The 14,538-nt window shown below is 75.5% G+C and carries 14 protein-coding genes; 5 read left to right on the top strand and 9 right to left on the bottom strand.

What is annotated here, in order from left to right; genetic code table 11:
* Positions 1–26: 26 nt before the first annotated feature.
* Complete coding sequence (locus Q3W71_RS14490; protein ID WP_302919836.1) at positions 27–1,571, bottom strand: chitinase; 1,545 nt, start codon at positions 1,569–1,571, stop codon at positions 27–29.
* 221 nt (positions 1,572–1,792) lie between these two features.
* On the opposite strand from Q3W71_RS14490, the gene Q3W71_RS14485 reads away from it, so the two are divergent.
* Positions 1,793–2,206, top strand: a complete 414-nt coding sequence (locus Q3W71_RS14485) for a type II toxin-antitoxin system Phd/YefM family antitoxin (protein ID WP_302919835.1) — start codon at positions 1,793–1,795, stop codon at positions 2,204–2,206.
* 128 nt (positions 2,207–2,334) lie between these two features.
* On the opposite strand, the gene Q3W71_RS14480 is transcribed toward Q3W71_RS14485, so the two are convergent.
* From Q3W71_RS14480 to Q3W71_RS14450, 7 genes are all read right to left on the bottom strand, one after another.
* Positions 2,335–3,402, bottom strand: a complete 1,068-nt coding sequence (locus tag Q3W71_RS14480; protein WP_302919834.1) for an ABC transporter ATP-binding protein — start codon at positions 3,400–3,402, stop codon at positions 2,335–2,337.
* Positions 3,399–4,229: an ABC transporter permease gene (locus tag Q3W71_RS14475; RefSeq protein ID WP_302919833.1), complete on the bottom strand. Its 831-nt coding sequence runs from the start codon at positions 4,227–4,229 to the stop codon at positions 3,399–3,401. The genes Q3W71_RS14480 and Q3W71_RS14475 overlap by 4 nt, the downstream gene beginning before the upstream one ends.
* A 5-nt stretch (positions 4,230–4,234) precedes the next feature.
* Entirely contained in the window at positions 4,235–4,969 is a 735-nt protein-coding gene (modA, locus tag Q3W71_RS14470; protein WP_302920413.1) for a molybdate ABC transporter substrate-binding protein, read from the bottom strand.
* Between the two features lie 41 nt (positions 4,970–5,010).
* The gene (locus Q3W71_RS14465) at positions 5,011–5,436 is read right to left on the bottom strand and encodes a molybdopterin-binding protein (RefSeq protein WP_302919832.1); all 426 of its coding nucleotides are present in this window, start codon (positions 5,434–5,436) and stop codon (positions 5,011–5,013) included.
* A 139-nt stretch (positions 5,437–5,575) separates the two neighbouring features.
* Positions 5,576–5,968: an SCO5389 family protein gene (locus Q3W71_RS14460; protein ID WP_302919831.1), complete on the bottom strand. Its 393-nt coding sequence runs from the start codon at positions 5,966–5,968 to the stop codon at positions 5,576–5,578.
* 184 nt (positions 5,969–6,152) lie between these two features.
* Complete coding sequence (smpB, locus tag Q3W71_RS14455; RefSeq protein WP_302919830.1) at positions 6,153–6,641, bottom strand: SsrA-binding protein SmpB; 489 nt, start codon at positions 6,639–6,641, stop codon at positions 6,153–6,155.
* A 22-nt stretch (positions 6,642–6,663) separates the two neighbouring features.
* On the bottom strand, positions 6,664–7,557 hold the full coding sequence (locus Q3W71_RS14450) for a LysR family transcriptional regulator (RefSeq protein ID WP_302919829.1): 894 nt from the start codon (positions 7,555–7,557) through the stop codon (positions 6,664–6,666).
* Positions 7,558–7,652: 95 nt separating this feature from the next.
* Between Q3W71_RS14450 and Q3W71_RS14445 the strand changes: the two genes are divergently transcribed.
* On the top strand, positions 7,653–8,483 hold the full coding sequence (locus tag Q3W71_RS14445; RefSeq protein ID WP_302919828.1) for an NAD(P)-dependent oxidoreductase: 831 nt from the start codon (positions 7,653–7,655) through the stop codon (positions 8,481–8,483).
* The gene (locus tag Q3W71_RS14440; protein ID WP_302919827.1) at positions 8,480–8,899 is read left to right on the top strand and encodes a RidA family protein; all 420 of its coding nucleotides are present in this window, start codon (positions 8,480–8,482) and stop codon (positions 8,897–8,899) included. Before Q3W71_RS14445 ends, Q3W71_RS14440 begins: the two co-directional genes overlap by 4 nt.
* A 50-nt stretch (positions 8,900–8,949) precedes the next feature.
* Here the strand turns inward: Q3W71_RS14440 and Q3W71_RS14435 are convergent, their stop codons facing one another.
* A complete protein-coding gene (locus Q3W71_RS14435; protein ID WP_302919826.1) occupies positions 8,950–11,193 on the bottom strand; it encodes a hypothetical protein in 2,244 nt (747 codons plus the stop codon).
* A gap of 170 nt (positions 11,194–11,363) precedes the next feature.
* Between Q3W71_RS14435 and Q3W71_RS14430 the strand changes: the two genes are divergently transcribed.
* Together Q3W71_RS14430 and Q3W71_RS14425 are read left to right on the top strand one after the other, a co-directional pair.
* Positions 11,364–13,022, top strand: a complete 1,659-nt coding sequence (locus Q3W71_RS14430; protein ID WP_302919825.1) for an FAD-dependent oxidoreductase — start codon at positions 11,364–11,366, stop codon at positions 13,020–13,022.
* A complete protein-coding gene (locus Q3W71_RS14425; RefSeq protein WP_302919824.1) occupies positions 13,019–14,467 on the top strand; it encodes an ATP-binding protein in 1,449 nt (482 codons plus the stop codon). The genes Q3W71_RS14430 and Q3W71_RS14425 overlap by 4 nt, the downstream gene beginning before the upstream one ends.
* Positions 14,468–14,538: the final 71 nt, after the last annotated feature.

Below are 14,538 nucleotides of genomic sequence, written 5' to 3'. Positions count from 1 at the left end.
CCGGGGCGGGCGAGCGGCGCCGCCGGTCAGGGCAGCGCCTTCAGGAAGGGGCCGTGGTTGAGCCGGAACTCCCAGTTGTAGTAGCGGTCCCAGTTGATCGACCAGGTCATCAGGCCGCGGAAGTTGGGGTTGGTGCCGCTGCGCGGGGTGTACGACCCGCAGCTCTGGCCGCGTACCAGGCAGCTCACCGCCGCCTGCACGCCGGCCGGGGCGACGTAGCCGTTGCCGGCGCTGACCGAGGACGGCGCGCCGAAGGCGACCTGGTCCTCGCGCAGCGGCGGGAAGACGGCGTTGGCGTTGCCGGCCACCGAGAACCCGGCGAGCAGCATGTCGGTCATCGCGATGTGGAAGTCGGCCCCGCCCATCGTGTGGTACTGGTTGTCCAGCCCGACGATCGGTCCGGAGTTGTAGTCCTGCACGTGCAGCACGGTCAAATCGTCGCGCAGCGCGTGGATCACCGGCAGGTACGACCCGGCGCGCGGGTCCTGCCCGCCCCACGGCCCCGGCCCGTAGAACTGGTAGCCGAGCTGGACGAAGAACGTCTCCGGCGCCATGGTGAGCACGAAGTTGGCCCCGTACCGCTGCTTCAGCGCGCGGATCGCGGAGATCAGGTTGACGATCACCGGTGTGGTGGGGTTGCGGAAGTCGGTGTCGCCGGCGTTCAGGTAGAGCGAGTGCCCCTCGAAGTCGATGTCCAGCCCGTTCAGGCCGTACCGGTCGATGATCGCCGAGACCGACCGGACGAAGGTGTCCCGGGCGGCGGTCGTGGTGAGCTGCACCTGCCCGTTCTGCCCGCCGATGGAGAGCAGCACCTTCTTGCCCTGCTGCTGCTTGGCGCGGATCGCGGCGATGAACTCGGCCTCGGTCTCGACGCCCGGGCACTCGGCAGCCGGGCAGAGCTGGAACCGGATGTCGCCGGAGGTGACCGAGGTGGGTTCGCCGAAGGCCAGGTTGATGATGTCCCAGTCGGCCGGCACGTCGGCCATCCGCAGGTAGCCGGAGCCGTTGGCGAAGCTGGCGTGCAGGTAGCCGATCAGCGCGTGCTTGGGCAGCCCACCCGGGGGTGGCGTGGTGGGCGGCGGTGTGGTGGGCGGCGGGGTCGTCGGCGGCGGCGTGGTCGGGGGCGTGCTGGTCGGCGGCGTCGTGGTGGGCGGGCTGGTCGGGCCGCCGCCGCCGCACGGCGCACCGTTGAGCGTGCAGTCGGTGGGGGAGCCGGCACCGGTGGCCAGGAAACCGAACGAGACCGAGGCGCCGGGCGCGATGGTGCCGTTCCACGAGCGGTTGGTGAAGGTGTGCCGCTGGCCGGCGCTGGTCACCGTGGCGTCCCAGTAGGACCCGAGCGTGGTGCCGGCCGGCAGGCTGAAGGCGACCTGCCAACCGTTGATCGTGCCGGTGCCGCCGTTGGTGATGGTGTACTTGCCCTCCCAACCGGTGCCCCAGTCGGCGGTCTTGACGAAGGTGGCGGTCGGGCCGGCGGCCCGGGCCGGGGCGGCCAGGACAAGCGTGCTGGCGGCGGCGGTGGCGAGGGCCGCGACCGCGGCCAGCAACAGGTTTCGGGCAGGGCGACGCATCCGGACCTCCCGGTTCGAGGGCCGTCGAATCGACGGATGCACAATTATTAGGATTGTTAACTGTAGATGTCCAGCCCCCTGTCCGGCCCTCGGTGCCGCGGGTCCGCCCGGCGCAGGTGACCCGACGCCGGGGCGGCGGTGGCGACCGGCCTCCGCCGGCCATCAGTCCATCCCGGACGTCCGGCGGGGGATTTGTCGTACCCGGCGGTCACCATGCATCCATGGCTGTCCCCGCCCGCACCCCGCAGCCGGCCCCGCCGCGCTCGCTGCCCCTGCGCGAGGCGCGCACCCGGCTGACCCAGCTCGTCGCGCTCGCCGAGCTGACCGACACCGTCACCGTGCTCACCCGCGACCGCGACGCCCGTCCGGTGGCCGCGATCGTGCCGGCCGCCGCCGCCCGCACCGCCGCCCAGGCCCGCGCCGACGCCGACCGGCTCGCCGAGGTCACCGCCGGCTGGGCCCGCCGCCTCGACGAGCTGCACCGGCAGAGCGGCCGGCGGCACGCCGCCGAGCTGAGTACGCTCCGCACCGCGCTCGCCGAGGTCTGGGCCGAGCTGGACCGGCGGGTCGTGCCGGGCAGCGACCCCCGGCTGACCCGGCTGCGCGCCGCGCACGCCGACCTGCTGCCCCGCTGAGCGGTCCGGGCCGCCATCGGTCGCCCCACAGCCGGGTCATCCCGCGCCGAGCCGGAGATCGCGCGGACCTGGCGCCGATCGGTCCACGGGCCCGCGCCCGGATCGCCCCGGGCGGCCGGCCGACCGGGTCAGCCGCCGGCCGGGTACGCGTGGGTCTCGGCGGCCTTCACCGCCGCCCAGACCGGCTGCCCGGGCACCAGGCGCAGCTGGGCGGCGGCCGCCGGGGTGACGTCCGCGGCCACCACGATCGGGCCGTCCAACTGCACCCGCAGGTTGTCGCCGTGGCGCTGCACCCCGCTCACCCGGGCCGGCCAGGCGTTGCGGGGGCTGCCCTCGGGGCGGTCCGGGTGCAGGGCCACCGCCGCCGGCCGGAAGGCCACGAAGGCGTCCCCGTCGAGCCGCTCGGCGACGGTGAGCGCCAGGTCGTCGGCGACCCGGACGACGTGCCCCTCCGCCGTGCCGCGGTGCAGGTTCAGCCCCACCAGCCGGGCCACGTAGTCGGTGCGCGGCCGGGCGGTCACGGTGGCGGCGTCGCCCTCCTGCACCACCCGGCCGTCCTCGACGATGACCAGCCGGTCGGCCAGCACCAGCGCGTCCAGCGGGTCGTGGGTGACCAGCAGCGTCGCCCCCGGGTGGGCGGCCAGGTGCCGGTGCAGTTCGGCGCGGGTGTCCAGCCGGGTCCGCGCGTCCAGGGCGGCGAGCGGCTCGTCCAGCAGCAGCAGGGACGGCGTGACGGCGAGCGCGCGGGCCAGTGCCACCCGCTGGGCCTGCCCGCCGGAGAGCTGCCGGGGCCGCCGGTGGGCGTGCTCGGCCAGCCCCACCCGGTCGAGCCAGTCCATCGCCGCCCGGCGGGCGGCGCGCCGGTCGACGCCGTGCCGGCGGAGCCCGAAGGCCACGTTGTCCCGCGCGCTCAGGTGCGGGAAGAGCAGGTAGTCCTGGAAGACCACGCCGACCGGCCGGCGCTCGGTCGGCGTACGCACCCGGCGCCGGGGCCGGTCCAGGTCCACGCCGGCCAGCGTGACGTGCCCGTCGGTCAACGGGTGCAGGCCGGCGAGCGCGCGCAGCGCGGTGGTCTTGCCGGCGCCGTTCGGGCCGAGCAGCGCGACCACCTCGCCGGCGGCGATCCGCAGCGGCACGTCGAGGCGGAACGTGCCCCGGTCGGCGACGAGGTGGGCGTCGAGCAGCGCGGCGGTCACGGGCTGGTGATCCACCGGTCGCGCAGGGCGGCGAGGATGGCCACCGAGACGGTGAGCAGGATCAGGCTGAGCACCACGGCCGCCTCCAGGTCGGTCTCCAGCGCCAGGTAGACCGCCAGCGGCATGGTCTGCGTCCGGCCCGGGTAGTTGCCGGCGAAGGTGATGGTGGCGCCGAACTCGCCCAACGCCCGGGCCCAGCAGAGCACCGCGCCGGCGGCCAGCCCGGGGGCCACCAGCGGCACGGTGACGTGGGTGAAGGTGGTCCACCGCCCGGCGCCGAGGGTGGCGGCCGCCTCCTCGTAGCGCTGGTCCGCCCCGCGCAGCGCGCCCTCCACGGCGATGACCAGGAACGGCATCGCGACGAACGCCTCGGCGAGCACCACGCCGGCGGTGGTGAACGGCAGGGTGATGCCGAACGTCGCGTCGAGCCAGCCGCCGAGCAGCCCGCGCCGGCCGAAGACCAGCAGCAGCGCCACCCCGCCGACCACCGGCGGCAGTACCAGCGGCACGGTGACCAGGGCGCGGACCAGCCGGCGGCCGGGGAACCGCACCCGGGCCAGCAGCCAGGCCAGCGGCACCCCGAGCAGTAGGCAGAACAGGGTGGCCAGGGTGGCGGTCAGCAGCGAGAGCCGCAGCGCGGTGAGCACGCCGGGCTCGGTGAGCCGCCGCGGCAGGTCGGCCCAGGGCGTACGGGCCAGCAGCCCGATCAGCGGCAGGGTGAGGAGAACCAGCCCGAGGGCCGCCGGGAGCAGCAGCCCGACCGGGATGCCCGGGCGGGGCCGGGGCGGCCTGACCCGGGGCGGGGCCGGGGTGTCGGTGCGGGGCATCGGCGCTACGGGGCCTGGAACCCGGCCTCGGCGAGCACCGCCTGCCCTCGGCCGGAGCGGACGTACTCGACGAACGCCCGTCCGCCCGCCGGGTTCGGCGCGTCCCGGAGCGCGACGATCGGGTAGTCGGTGACGGCCCGCGCCGACTCGGGGAACTCGACGCCGGTCACCTTCGCCGCGGCCGCCCGGGCGTCCGTGCGGTAGACCAGGGCGGCGTCGACCTCGCCGAGCGTCACCTTGGACAGCGCCCCCTTCACGTCCTGCTCCAGGGTGACCGGGGTGAGCGCCACCGACGCGGCGTCCAGCGCGCTGCGCGCGGCCGCGCCGCAGGGCACCTGGTCGGCGCAGAGCGCCACCTTCACGCCCCGGTCCGCCAGGTCGGCGAGGCCGGTGATGCCCTTCGGGTTGCCGGCCGGCACGGCGATGACCAACTGGTTGCGGGTGAACGTGGCCGGCGTGCCGTCGGCGTTGCCGGCCTCGGTGACGGTGGCCATGGTGAGCGCGGCGGCCGAGGCGAAGACGTCGGCCGGCGCGCCCTGGTTGATCTGGGTGGCCAGCGCGGAGCTGCCGGCGAAGTTGAAGACCACTGTGGTGCCCGGGTGGGCGGCCTCGAAGTCCCGGCCGATCCGGGTGAAGGACTCGGTCAGCGACGCGGCCGCGAAGACGCTCACCGTGCCGGTGACGCCGCCGCTCGCGCCGGCCGGCCCGCCCGCCGGGTCGCCGCCGCACCCGGCGACCAGGGCGGCCACCGCGGCCCCGGCCAGGGCGACGCGTACCCGCCTCACGACGTGCCCCGACCGCGGCCGGCGCCGACCGGCCCGCCGCGCTCCACCACCACGGTGGTCGACTTGATCACCGCTACCGCCACCGCGCCGACCCGCAGGTCGAGCTCGTCGACCGCCTCCCGGCTCATCAGCGACACGATCCGGAACGGGCCGGCCTGGATGTCGACCTGCGCCATCACGGTGTCCTTGACGACGTTGACCACGATGCCGCGCAGCCGGTTGCGGGCCGAGGAGGCGTCCGAGCGGTCGTCCGGGTCGGCCGCCTGTGACCGGGCGTACGCGGCCAGGTCGACCCCGTCGACCACCCGGTGGCCGTGCTCGTCGCGGACGGCGGCCAGCCGGCCGCCGTCGATCCACCGCCGTACGGTGTCCGGGCTGACGCCGAGCAGTTCGGCGGCCTCCCCGATCCGGAACCTCGTCACGGGCTCACCCTAGCCGACGCAGCTGCGAACCGGAACCGGGTGGGCGGGCCGCAGATCCCCGGTCAGCCGGCGCTTGCGCCTCGCACCTGCGGGCGATGTCGGGACGTCCCGGCCGGCCCGGGACGTCCCGACCCGCCGGTCAGCAGTTGCGTAGTTCCGGGGACTGGTTGAGCAGCTGCCCCCGGGCGGAGACGAAGCCCCGGTACGCCGCGGAGTCGACGGCGGCCGGGCGGAACGCGGCCACCCGGTGGCAGTTCTGGAAGGCGAGCCGGACGTTGAAGTGCCGCTCCAGGCCACCCCGGATCGCGTCGCTCGCCATCGCCCGCAGCAGTTGACCGCGCTCGGTCTCGGTGGGTGGCGGGACGGCGTCGTCGGCGTGGTCGGCGCCGGTGGCCTCCAGTTCGGCCACCACCCGGCGCACCGTCTCGAAGGCGTACGGCAGGGAGTCGCGGACGCAGGCGACGAACTCGGCGTCGTCGACCGGGCCGCGCTCGGCGGCGTCCAGCAGGGCGGGCGGAACGGTGAGCGACATGGCTCCTCCTCAGGTGCAACGCTGATTGGCAATGAACACGGTTTCCATTACCGGCGTGCACTGAGGACACCACAGGGGTCGACGGGGCGTCAACAGGTTCCGGGCGCGTCGCATCGGCGGCGCGGGTCGGCCGCCGGCGGTGGTGGGGTGCGGGACGAGGTGTGCCGGGCGGTGTGCCGGGCGGTCAGCCGCGCCGGCCGCGCCCCTTCAGGTGCCGGCCCAGCTCGCGGGCGATCTCGCGGTTGGCGTCCCGCTCGGCCAGCGCCTGCCGCTTGTCGTACGACCGGCGGCCCTTGGCCAGGGCGAGTTCGACCTTGGCCCAGCCGTTGGCGAAGTACATCGACAGCGGCACCAGGGTCAGGCCGCCCTCCCGGACCTTCTCCCGGATCCGGTCGATCTCCACCCGGTGCAGCAGCAGCTTGCGGGTCCGCCGGGGCGCGTGGTTGGTCCAGCTGCCGAAGCCGTACTCGGCGATGTGCAGGCCGTACAGCATCAGCTCGCCGTCGCGTTCCTGGGCGAACGCGTCGACCAGCGACGCCCGGCCCTCGCGCAGCGACTTCACCTCGGTGCCGGCCAGCACGATCCCCGCCTCGTACGTCTTGAGCACCGTGTAGTCGTGCCGCGCCCGCTTGTTCGCGGCGATCAGGGTGCGGGTCTGCCGGGACCGGTCCACCCGGCGAAGGATAGCCGCCGGGTCAGCCGGCCCGGGCCTGGGCGGTGAGGCCGTCGAGCAGCCGGTCGACCGCGGGCGACCGGTGCCGCCCGGCGACCGTGGCCGCGTACACCTGCCGGACCGGTGCGTCGTCGGGGTGCAGCCGGAGCAGCACCAGGTCGGCCGGGGTGGCCCGGACGGCCAGCGCCGGCACGAGCGCGACCCCCAACCCGGCCGCCACACAGCCCAGCTTGCCGGTCCAGTCGGCCGCGACGATGTCGATCCGGGGCCGGAAGCCGGGCGGCATGGCGGCCCGCATCAGCGGGTCGTCGGCGCCGGTCGAACCGGTGACGAACGAGTCGTCGGCCAGTTCGGCGAGGCGCACCGTGCGCCGCCGGGCCAGCCGGTGCCCGCGCGGCACCGCCACCAGCAGCCGCTCGTCGAGCAGGTGGCGCAGGTCGAAGCGGCCGCCGTCCAGCGGCTGGTCCGGCGGCGCGGTGACCACCGCCAGGTCGGCGTCGCCGGCGAGCAGCCGCTCCAGCAGGGCCGGCGTTCGCCCCTCCACCAGGGAGAGCGCCACCTGCGGGTGCGCGTCCCGGAACGCGGCCAGCGCGCGCGGCACGAGGGCCGCCATCGCGGTGGGGAACGCCCCGACCCGGAGCCGACCGGCGCCCAGCCCGCGCAGCGCGTCCAGTTCCCGGTGCACCGTGTCCAGCCGTTCCAGCACCGCCTCGGCGTGCGGCAGCAGGCAGCGCCCCGGTTCGGTCAGCGCGACGCCACGCGGCAGCCGGTCGAAGAGCACCACCCCGAGGTCGGCCTCCAGGGCGGCGATCTGCCGGGACACCGCCGACTGGGTGTAGCGGAGTTCCCGCGCGGCGGCGGTGATCGACCCGTGCCGGGCCACCGTGCGGAACACGTCGAGAGCGTGCGACTGCATGACCGGCAGGCTACCGCCAGCCATGCGACGCAAGCATGGCAGGCATCATCAACATTCGTTGGTGGCATCGGTCCGGAACTCCTACCGTTGCCGGCATGACAGAGATCGCCGTACTCGGCACGGGCCGGATGGGGGCGTCGATCGCCCAGCGCCTGCTGGACACCGGGCACCGGGTGACGGTGTGGAACCGCACCGCCGCCCGCACCGCCCCGCTCCAGCGGGCCGGCGCCCGGGTGGCCGCCGCCCCGCCCGACGCCGTCGGTCGGGCCGAGGTCGTCGTCACCATGCTCACCGACGCCGCCGCCGTCGACGCGGTGCTGTCCGGTCCGGACGGCGCGGCGCCGGCGCTGGCTCCGGGCGCCTGCCTCGTCGAGATGTCGACCATCGGCCCGGCCGCGGTGCGGGACCTGGCCCGCCGGTTGCCCCCGGCGGTCGACCTGGTCGACGCCCCGGTCGGGGGCAGCGTCGCCGCCGCCCGGGCCGGCCGGCTGCGGGTCTTCGCCGGCGGCGCCGGACCGGCGGTCGAGCGGGTCACCCCGGTCCTCGCCGCGCTCGGCAGCGTCCGGCACTGCGGCGACCTCGGCAGCGGCGCCGCGCTGAAGCTGGTGCTCAACACCGCGCTGCTGGTAGCGGTCACCGGGCTGGCCGACACGCTCGCGGTGGCCGGCGCGGTCGGCGTCGACCGGCGCACCGCGCTGGACGCGCTGGCCGGCGGCCCGCTCGCCGGCGCGCTGGCCCGGGCCACCGCCCCGGACGCCGACTTCCCGGTCGCGCTCGCCGGCAAGGACCTCGACCTGGTGCGGGACGCCCTCGACGGCCTGCCGGCACCGCTGGTCACCGCGGCCCGGACCGCGCTGGCCGCCGCCCCCGACCCCACCGCCGACATCGCCACCCTCGTCACCCTCGTCACCCGGGAGTCCCTGTGAAGCTCACCCTCGACAACCCGAGCACCGTCGCCGCCCCGTTCGGCGACCGCTTCGCCCACCTGGCCCGCCTCGACCTGGCCGGCGGGGGCGCCCTGCTCGTGCTCGCCGGTCAGGTGGCCGTCGACGACGCCGGTCGCGTGGTCGGGCCGGGCGACATCGTCGCGCAGTCCGAACGGATCTTCGAGATCGTCGGTGGGCTGCTCGCCGCCCACGGCGCGACCCTGGACGACGTGCTGCACATCCGGACCTTCCTCACCGACCTCGGTGACCTGCCCGGCTACGCCACGGTCCGGCGCCGGCTCTTCACCGCCGTACCGCCACCGGCCAGCACCACGGTGGAGGTGAGCCGGCTGTTCCTGCCCGACGCGCTGATCGAGGTGGAGGTGACCGCGGCCGTGCCGCCCGGGCGGGCCTGACCGCCGGGCGGACCGGCCCGCCCGGGCCGCCGCGATCCCGGCGATCAGCGCTACGCCTGCCGGCGGAGCCGCTCGGCCAGTTCCCGGACCGCCTCGGCGAAGCGCTCGTCGGACTCGCCCGGCCAGTGCCCGAGAATCGGCGGCGGGACGCTGTCGCTCGGCGGTGGCAGCACGTCCCACGGGTCGCGCAGCCGCCGGTCGACGGCGCCCGCCGGCCCGAGCACGGTCGGCGCCTCGCCCCGGCGGTGCGGGGAGAAGATCCAGCCGCCGATCTGGTCGGTGTCGCGCCACAGGTTCAGCCACCGCCAGCCGACCCGGTCGCCCACCTCGCGCAGCACGTCCGGGTTGACGTACTCGGGGAAGAGGCGGGTGTAGAGCCGGCGCAGCGGCGACCCGTACGTCAGCAGGGCCACCCGGCCGCTGACGTGCGGCGGCAACTGGAGCACGGTCGCGGCGAGCAGCACCGAGCCGTGACTGTGCCCGGCCAGCAGCACCCCGACGCCGCTCTCGGCGAGGTAGGTGATCCGCCGGCTCAGCTCCGGCACGGCCCGTTCCGCGTAGCAGGGCGGCGCGAACGGGTGGGCGGCCCGCGGCCAGAAGGTGCCGAGGTCCCACACCACCCCGATGTACCGGCGGAACTCGGCCGTCCGGTAGGCGAAGATGCCCCCCACCACCAGGACCAGCACCACCGCCGCGACCACGTAGCTGCCGATGCCGATGCCGAAGTTGACCATGCCGGCCGGCAGCCCGAGGTACCGCTGGACGAAGTCGCCCGGATGGATGCCGACGAGCCCGAGGACGCTGGTGGCCATGCCGAGCGCGATCAGGCAGGCGTACACCGCGGCGAGCGGCTCCAACCGCTCGGTGAACCGGGCCCGCGCGATCGTCCGGGTGACCTGCCGCAGCCGGGGCGCCGCCTCGGGCGGGGCGTCGGGGAAGTCCCGGGCGACGGTCGCCGCGGCGGCGCGCAACCGGCGGCGCCGGGTGGTCACGGTGACCAGCGCGGCGGCGAACACCATGGCGAGCACCGCGAGGAAGAAGCCGAAGATCGCCCACTTGTACATCAGCGGCGGGCTGAGCAGCACCCGGTCCGCGGTCGGCTCGTTGCGGTCGAGGAAGTCCGCCACCCGGTAGACCAGCTCGGCGGAGAACGCCGCCGCCAGGCCGGTGGCGGCGGCCGCGATGATCGGCGCGCCCAGCCCGCGCAGCGGCCCGCCGCCGCGCCGGCCCCGCGGCCGCCAGCCGCTGCGGCGGACCCGCAGCCACAGCACCAGCGTCCCGAGCCCGGCCAGCAGGACGGTCTGGAAGACCAGCAGGTACGTGACCATCTCCCCGTGCCCGGGCAGGCTGACCACGTCGGGCCAGGGCGCCCGGTGCGCCGCCACCGCGACGAGCACCAGGACGGTCAGCCCGCTGGCGGTGAACCGGAGCCAACGCGCCACCCGGTCGACCCCCCGGCCCGCGTCGGTCTGGTCGATCACCGGATGCGCGCAGACCAGCGCGAGACAGGCCACCAGCACCGCGCCGGTGGCCACCGAGAGCGCGACGGTGGCGGCGGAGGCGTCCGCCCGGGCCCGCGCGGTGAGCAGGGCGGCGTCCAGCGTGCCGAACGCGGCCGCGACGTGGATCGACCGCAGCCGCCCGACCAGCGGCGCGGCGTCCCACTGGCCCACCGCACTGAGCTGGTGCACGCTGGCGGTGGTGGCGGCCGGCGCCCGGAACGCGTCGAAGTTGCGGCCCGGGCGGGCGCCGAGCCGCCAGACCAGACCGATCGCGGCGATCGGCACGATCGAGAGCACGGCCAGCCGCAGCCCGGCCGGCCGGTCGCTGAGCCAGGACAGCCAGGTGCGCTCGGTGAGGCACTGCGGCGACGCCAGGCACCGCCAGGCGACCAGGTCCAGCGCCACCCCGACGATGGAGAGCACGTACAGGGCGGTCAGCGAGAGTGCCAGCACCCGGCAGAGCGCCTTGATCACGAGTTCGCTGCGACCCAGGCCGCGCGGACGCATCCAGATCGCCACGTTGCAGAGCATGAAGGGCAGCAGGAAGACCAGCGACAGCGTCCGGATCGCGGTGCCCGAGGGCAGGTCGCTCCAGCGGTACGCCTCCAGCACCACCCCGGCCGGCCCGCGGGTGTCCGGGTAGCCGGGGCGCGGCCGGAAGAAGCCGCCGCTGCGGTCCCCGGCCACCTGCGTCACGTTCGGGCGGTCCAGCACCTGGTCGGCGCCCGCGCCGGACACCCCGTGCACCCGCAGCTCCACGACGTCGTGCGACGTCGCCGGTCCATCGGACATCGGCCCCCCGAGACGTCACCGGCCACCGCCGGCCCCGGTGCCGCCAGCCACCTGGCGCCGCGCCCGTCTACCCGCCCCGCAGCCGGTCAACCGTGCCGCCGCGCGGCCCGCCCCACAGCCGGCCACCCGCGGTGCTGCGGCGCCGGGCCGGCGGGTGGTTGGATCACGCCATGGCGAACCCGGTGATCCTGAGCATCGACGACGACCCGGTGGTGTCCCGCGCGGTCGCCCGCGACCTGCGCCGCCGCTACGGCGACCGGTACCGGGTGGTCCGGGCGGCCTCCGGCGCGGAGGGGCTGACGGCGCTGCGGGAGCTCAAACTCCGGGGCGAACAGGTGGCGGTGCTGCTGGCCGACTACCGGATGCCGGAGATGAACGGCATCGAGTTCCTGGAGACCGCGATGGACCTCTTCCCGGCCGCCCGCCGGGTGCTGCTCACCGCGTACGCGGACACCGACGCCGCGATCGACGCGATCAACCTCGTCGACCTGGACCACTACCTGCTCAAGCCGTGGCACCCGCCGGAGGAGAAGCTCTACCCGGTGGTCGACACGCTGCTGGAGGCGTGGGCGGCCAGCCCGGACGCCACGGCGACCGAGATCCGGGTGGTCGGCCACCGCTGGTCCGCCCCCTCGTTCGCGGTGCGCGACTTCCTGGCCCGCAACCTGGTCCCCTTCCGCTGGCTGCTCGCCGACGATCCGGAGGGCGTCCGGCTGCTCGCCGCGGCCGGGGCGACCGAGGCGGACCTGCCGTTGGTCGTCACCGGCGAGGGCAAGGCGTTGATCGCCCCGACCGAGGCGGAGCTGGCCGGGCTGGCCGGGCTCACCGTGGTGCCCGCGGCCGACTTCTACGACCTGGTGGTGGTCGGCGGCGGCCCGGCCGGCCTCGGCGCGGCGGTGTACGGCGCCTCCGAGGGACTGCGCACGGTGCTCGTCGAACGCCGGGCCACCGGCGGGCAGGCCGGGCAGAGCAGCCGGATCGAGAACTACCTGGGCTTCCCGGACGGGGTGTCCGGCGCGCAGCTGACCGACCGGGCCCGCCGGCAGGCGCTGAAGTTCGGCGCCGAGCTGCTCAGCACGCGCGAGGTGGTGGGGCTGGCCGAGGCCGGCTCGGCCCGGCTGCTGCGCTTCGGCGACGGCACCGAGATCGCCGCGCACACCGTGGTGCTGGCCACCGGCGTCTCCTACCGGGTGCTCGACGCCCCCGGCCTGGCCGAGTTCACCGGGCAGGGCGTCTTCTACGGCTCCACCGCCACCGAGGCGCCCAGCTGCGTGGAGCAGGACGTCTACATCGTGGGCGGGGCCAACTCGGCCGGCCAGGCGGCGGTGCACTTCGCCCGGTACGCCGCCCGGGTGCACCTGCTGATCCGGGGTGCCGACCTCACCGCCTCAATGTCGCGTTACCTGATCGACCAGCTCGACCGGATCGACAACGTCGTCGTGCACCCGCACACCGTGGTGGCCGGCGGCGCCGGCAACGGCCACCTGGAACGACTCACCCTCTGCGACACCCGCAGCGGCCAGGCCCGCACCGTGGACGCGTCCTGGCTGTTCATCTTCATCGGGGCGGAGCCGCGCACCGAATGGCTCGACGGGGTGGTGCTCCGGGACCGGCGGGGCTTCGTGGTCACCGGGCCGGACCTGGTCACCGACGGACGACGCCCGCCCGGCTGGGCGCTGTCGCGGGATCCGTACCACCTGGAGACCAGCCTGCCGGGCGTCTTCGCCGCCGGCGACGTACGGGCCGAGTCGGTGAAACGGGTCGCCTCGGCGGTCGGCGAGGGCGCCATGGCCGTCTCGCTGGTGCACCGCTACCTGGAGGCGCAGTGACCACCCCGACCGACCGGCTGACCCCGGACCAGCTGCGCACCCTGTTCCTGTTCGAGGCGCTCGACGACGGGCAGCTCGGCTGGCTGGCCGAGCACGGCCGGGTGGAGCAGCGCGCCGCCGGCACCGTCGTCTACGCCGAGGGCGAGCCGGCCACCTGCTTCTTCGTCCTGCTCCGCGGGGCGGTGACGCTGAGCCGGCGGGTGCACGGCGACGAGGTGGTGGTCACCCGGACCGGCCAGCGCGGGGTGTACGGCGGGGCCACCCAGGCGTACCTCGACGACCAGGCGGAGCAGGTCTACCGCAACACGTTGCGGGCGGTCGACGCGGCGGAGTTCTTCGTGCTCCCCGCGGAGAGCTTCGCGCACGCCGTGCGCTCCTGGTTCCCGATGGCGATGCACCTGCTGGAGGGGCTGTTCATCGGGATGCGGAACGCCCAGACCATCGTCGGCGAGCGGGAACGGTTGCTGGCGCTGGGTTCCCTCTCGGCGGGGCTGACCCACGAGCTGAACAACCCGGCGGCCGCGGCGGTCCGGGCCACCTCGGTGCTGCGCGACCGGGTGGCCGGGATGCGGCACAAGCTGGCGATGATCGCCGACGGGCGGCTGGACGGGCGGGCGCTGCACACGCTGGTGGAACTCCAGGAGGAGGCGGTCGCCCGGGTGGCCGCCGCGCCGCAGCTGAGCCCGATGGCCGCCGCGGACGCCGAGGACGCGCTGGCCGACTGGCTGGCGGAGCAGCGGATCGACGCCGGCTGGGACCTGGCGCCGACGCTGGTCGCCGGGGGGCTGGACGAGGAGTGGCTGGCCCGGGTGCGGACGGCGGTGGGTGCGGCGGACCTGGAGGCGGCCGTACGGTGGTTGACCTACACGGTCGAGACCGAGCTGCTGATGCGGGAGATCGGCGACGCCGTCACCCGGATCTCCGGCCTGGTCGGCGCGGCCAAGCAGTACTCGCAGCTGGACCGGGCGCCGTACCAGGTGGTCGACGTGCACGACCTGCTCGACGCCACCCTGGTGATGTTCAAGGGCAAGCTGCCCGCCGGGGTCCGGCTGGTCAAGGAGTACGACCGCGGCCTCCCGCCGGTTCCGGCGTACGCGGCCGAGCTCAACCAGGTCTGGACCAACCTGATCGACAACGCGCTCGGCGCGATGGGGGAGAAGGGCACGCTGACCGTCCGGACCGGGCGCGACGGCGACCTGCTCGCGGTGGAGATCGCCGACACCGGGCCGGGCATCCCGGCCGACGTGCGCCCGCGCATCTTCGAGCCGTTCTTCACCACCAAGCCGGTCGGCACCGGCACCGGCCTGGGGCTCGACATCTCGTACCGGATCGTGGTCCACAAGCACCACGGCGACATCCGGGTCGAGTCCGCCCCCGGCGCCACCACCTTCCGGGTGCTGCTGCCGCTGACCGCGCCGGCGTCCGATCCGGAGCCGGCGCCCTGACCCGACCCGGCCGACACGCCGTTGGCACGCGCGTTCGACACGCCGTGTACGCGGCGACACGGGTCGGTCGC

The sequence above is a fragment of the Micromonospora sp. C28SCA-DRY-2 genome (assembly GCF_030519475.1).
In the GTDB taxonomy this organism is placed as follows: Bacteria; Actinomycetota; Actinomycetes; order Mycobacteriales; family Micromonosporaceae; genus Micromonospora.
This window is presented reverse-complemented; position numbering and strand designations above follow the sequence as displayed.

Coding starts and splice junctions, on each gene's coding strand:
- Q3W71_RS14460 (WP_302919831.1), bottom strand. CDS start 5,968: ATGTCGCTCACCGTTCCGCCCGCCCTGCTGGACGCCGCCGAGCGCGGC.
- Q3W71_RS14445 (WP_302919828.1), top strand. CDS start 7,653: ATGACAGAGATCGCCGTACTCGGCACGGGCCGGATGGGGGCGTCGATC.
- Q3W71_RS14435 (WP_302919826.1), bottom strand. CDS start 11,193: ATGTCCGATGGACCGGCGACGTCGCACGACGTCGTGGAGCTGCGGGTG.
- Q3W71_RS14485 (WP_302919835.1), top strand. CDS start 1,793: ATGGCTGTCCCCGCCCGCACCCCGCAGCCGGCCCCGCCGCGCTCGCTG.
- Q3W71_RS14490 (WP_302919836.1), bottom strand. CDS start 1,571: ATGCGTCGCCCTGCCCGAAACCTGTTGCTGGCCGCGGTCGCGGCCCTC.
- Q3W71_RS14430 (WP_302919825.1), top strand. CDS start 11,364: ATGGCGAACCCGGTGATCCTGAGCATCGACGACGACCCGGTGGTGTCC.
- Q3W71_RS14450 (WP_302919829.1), bottom strand. CDS start 7,557: ATGCAGTCGCACGCTCTCGACGTGTTCCGCACGGTGGCCCGGCACGGG.
- Q3W71_RS14475 (WP_302919833.1), bottom strand. CDS start 4,229: ATGCCCCGCACCGACACCCCGGCCCCGCCCCGGGTCAGGCCGCCCCGG.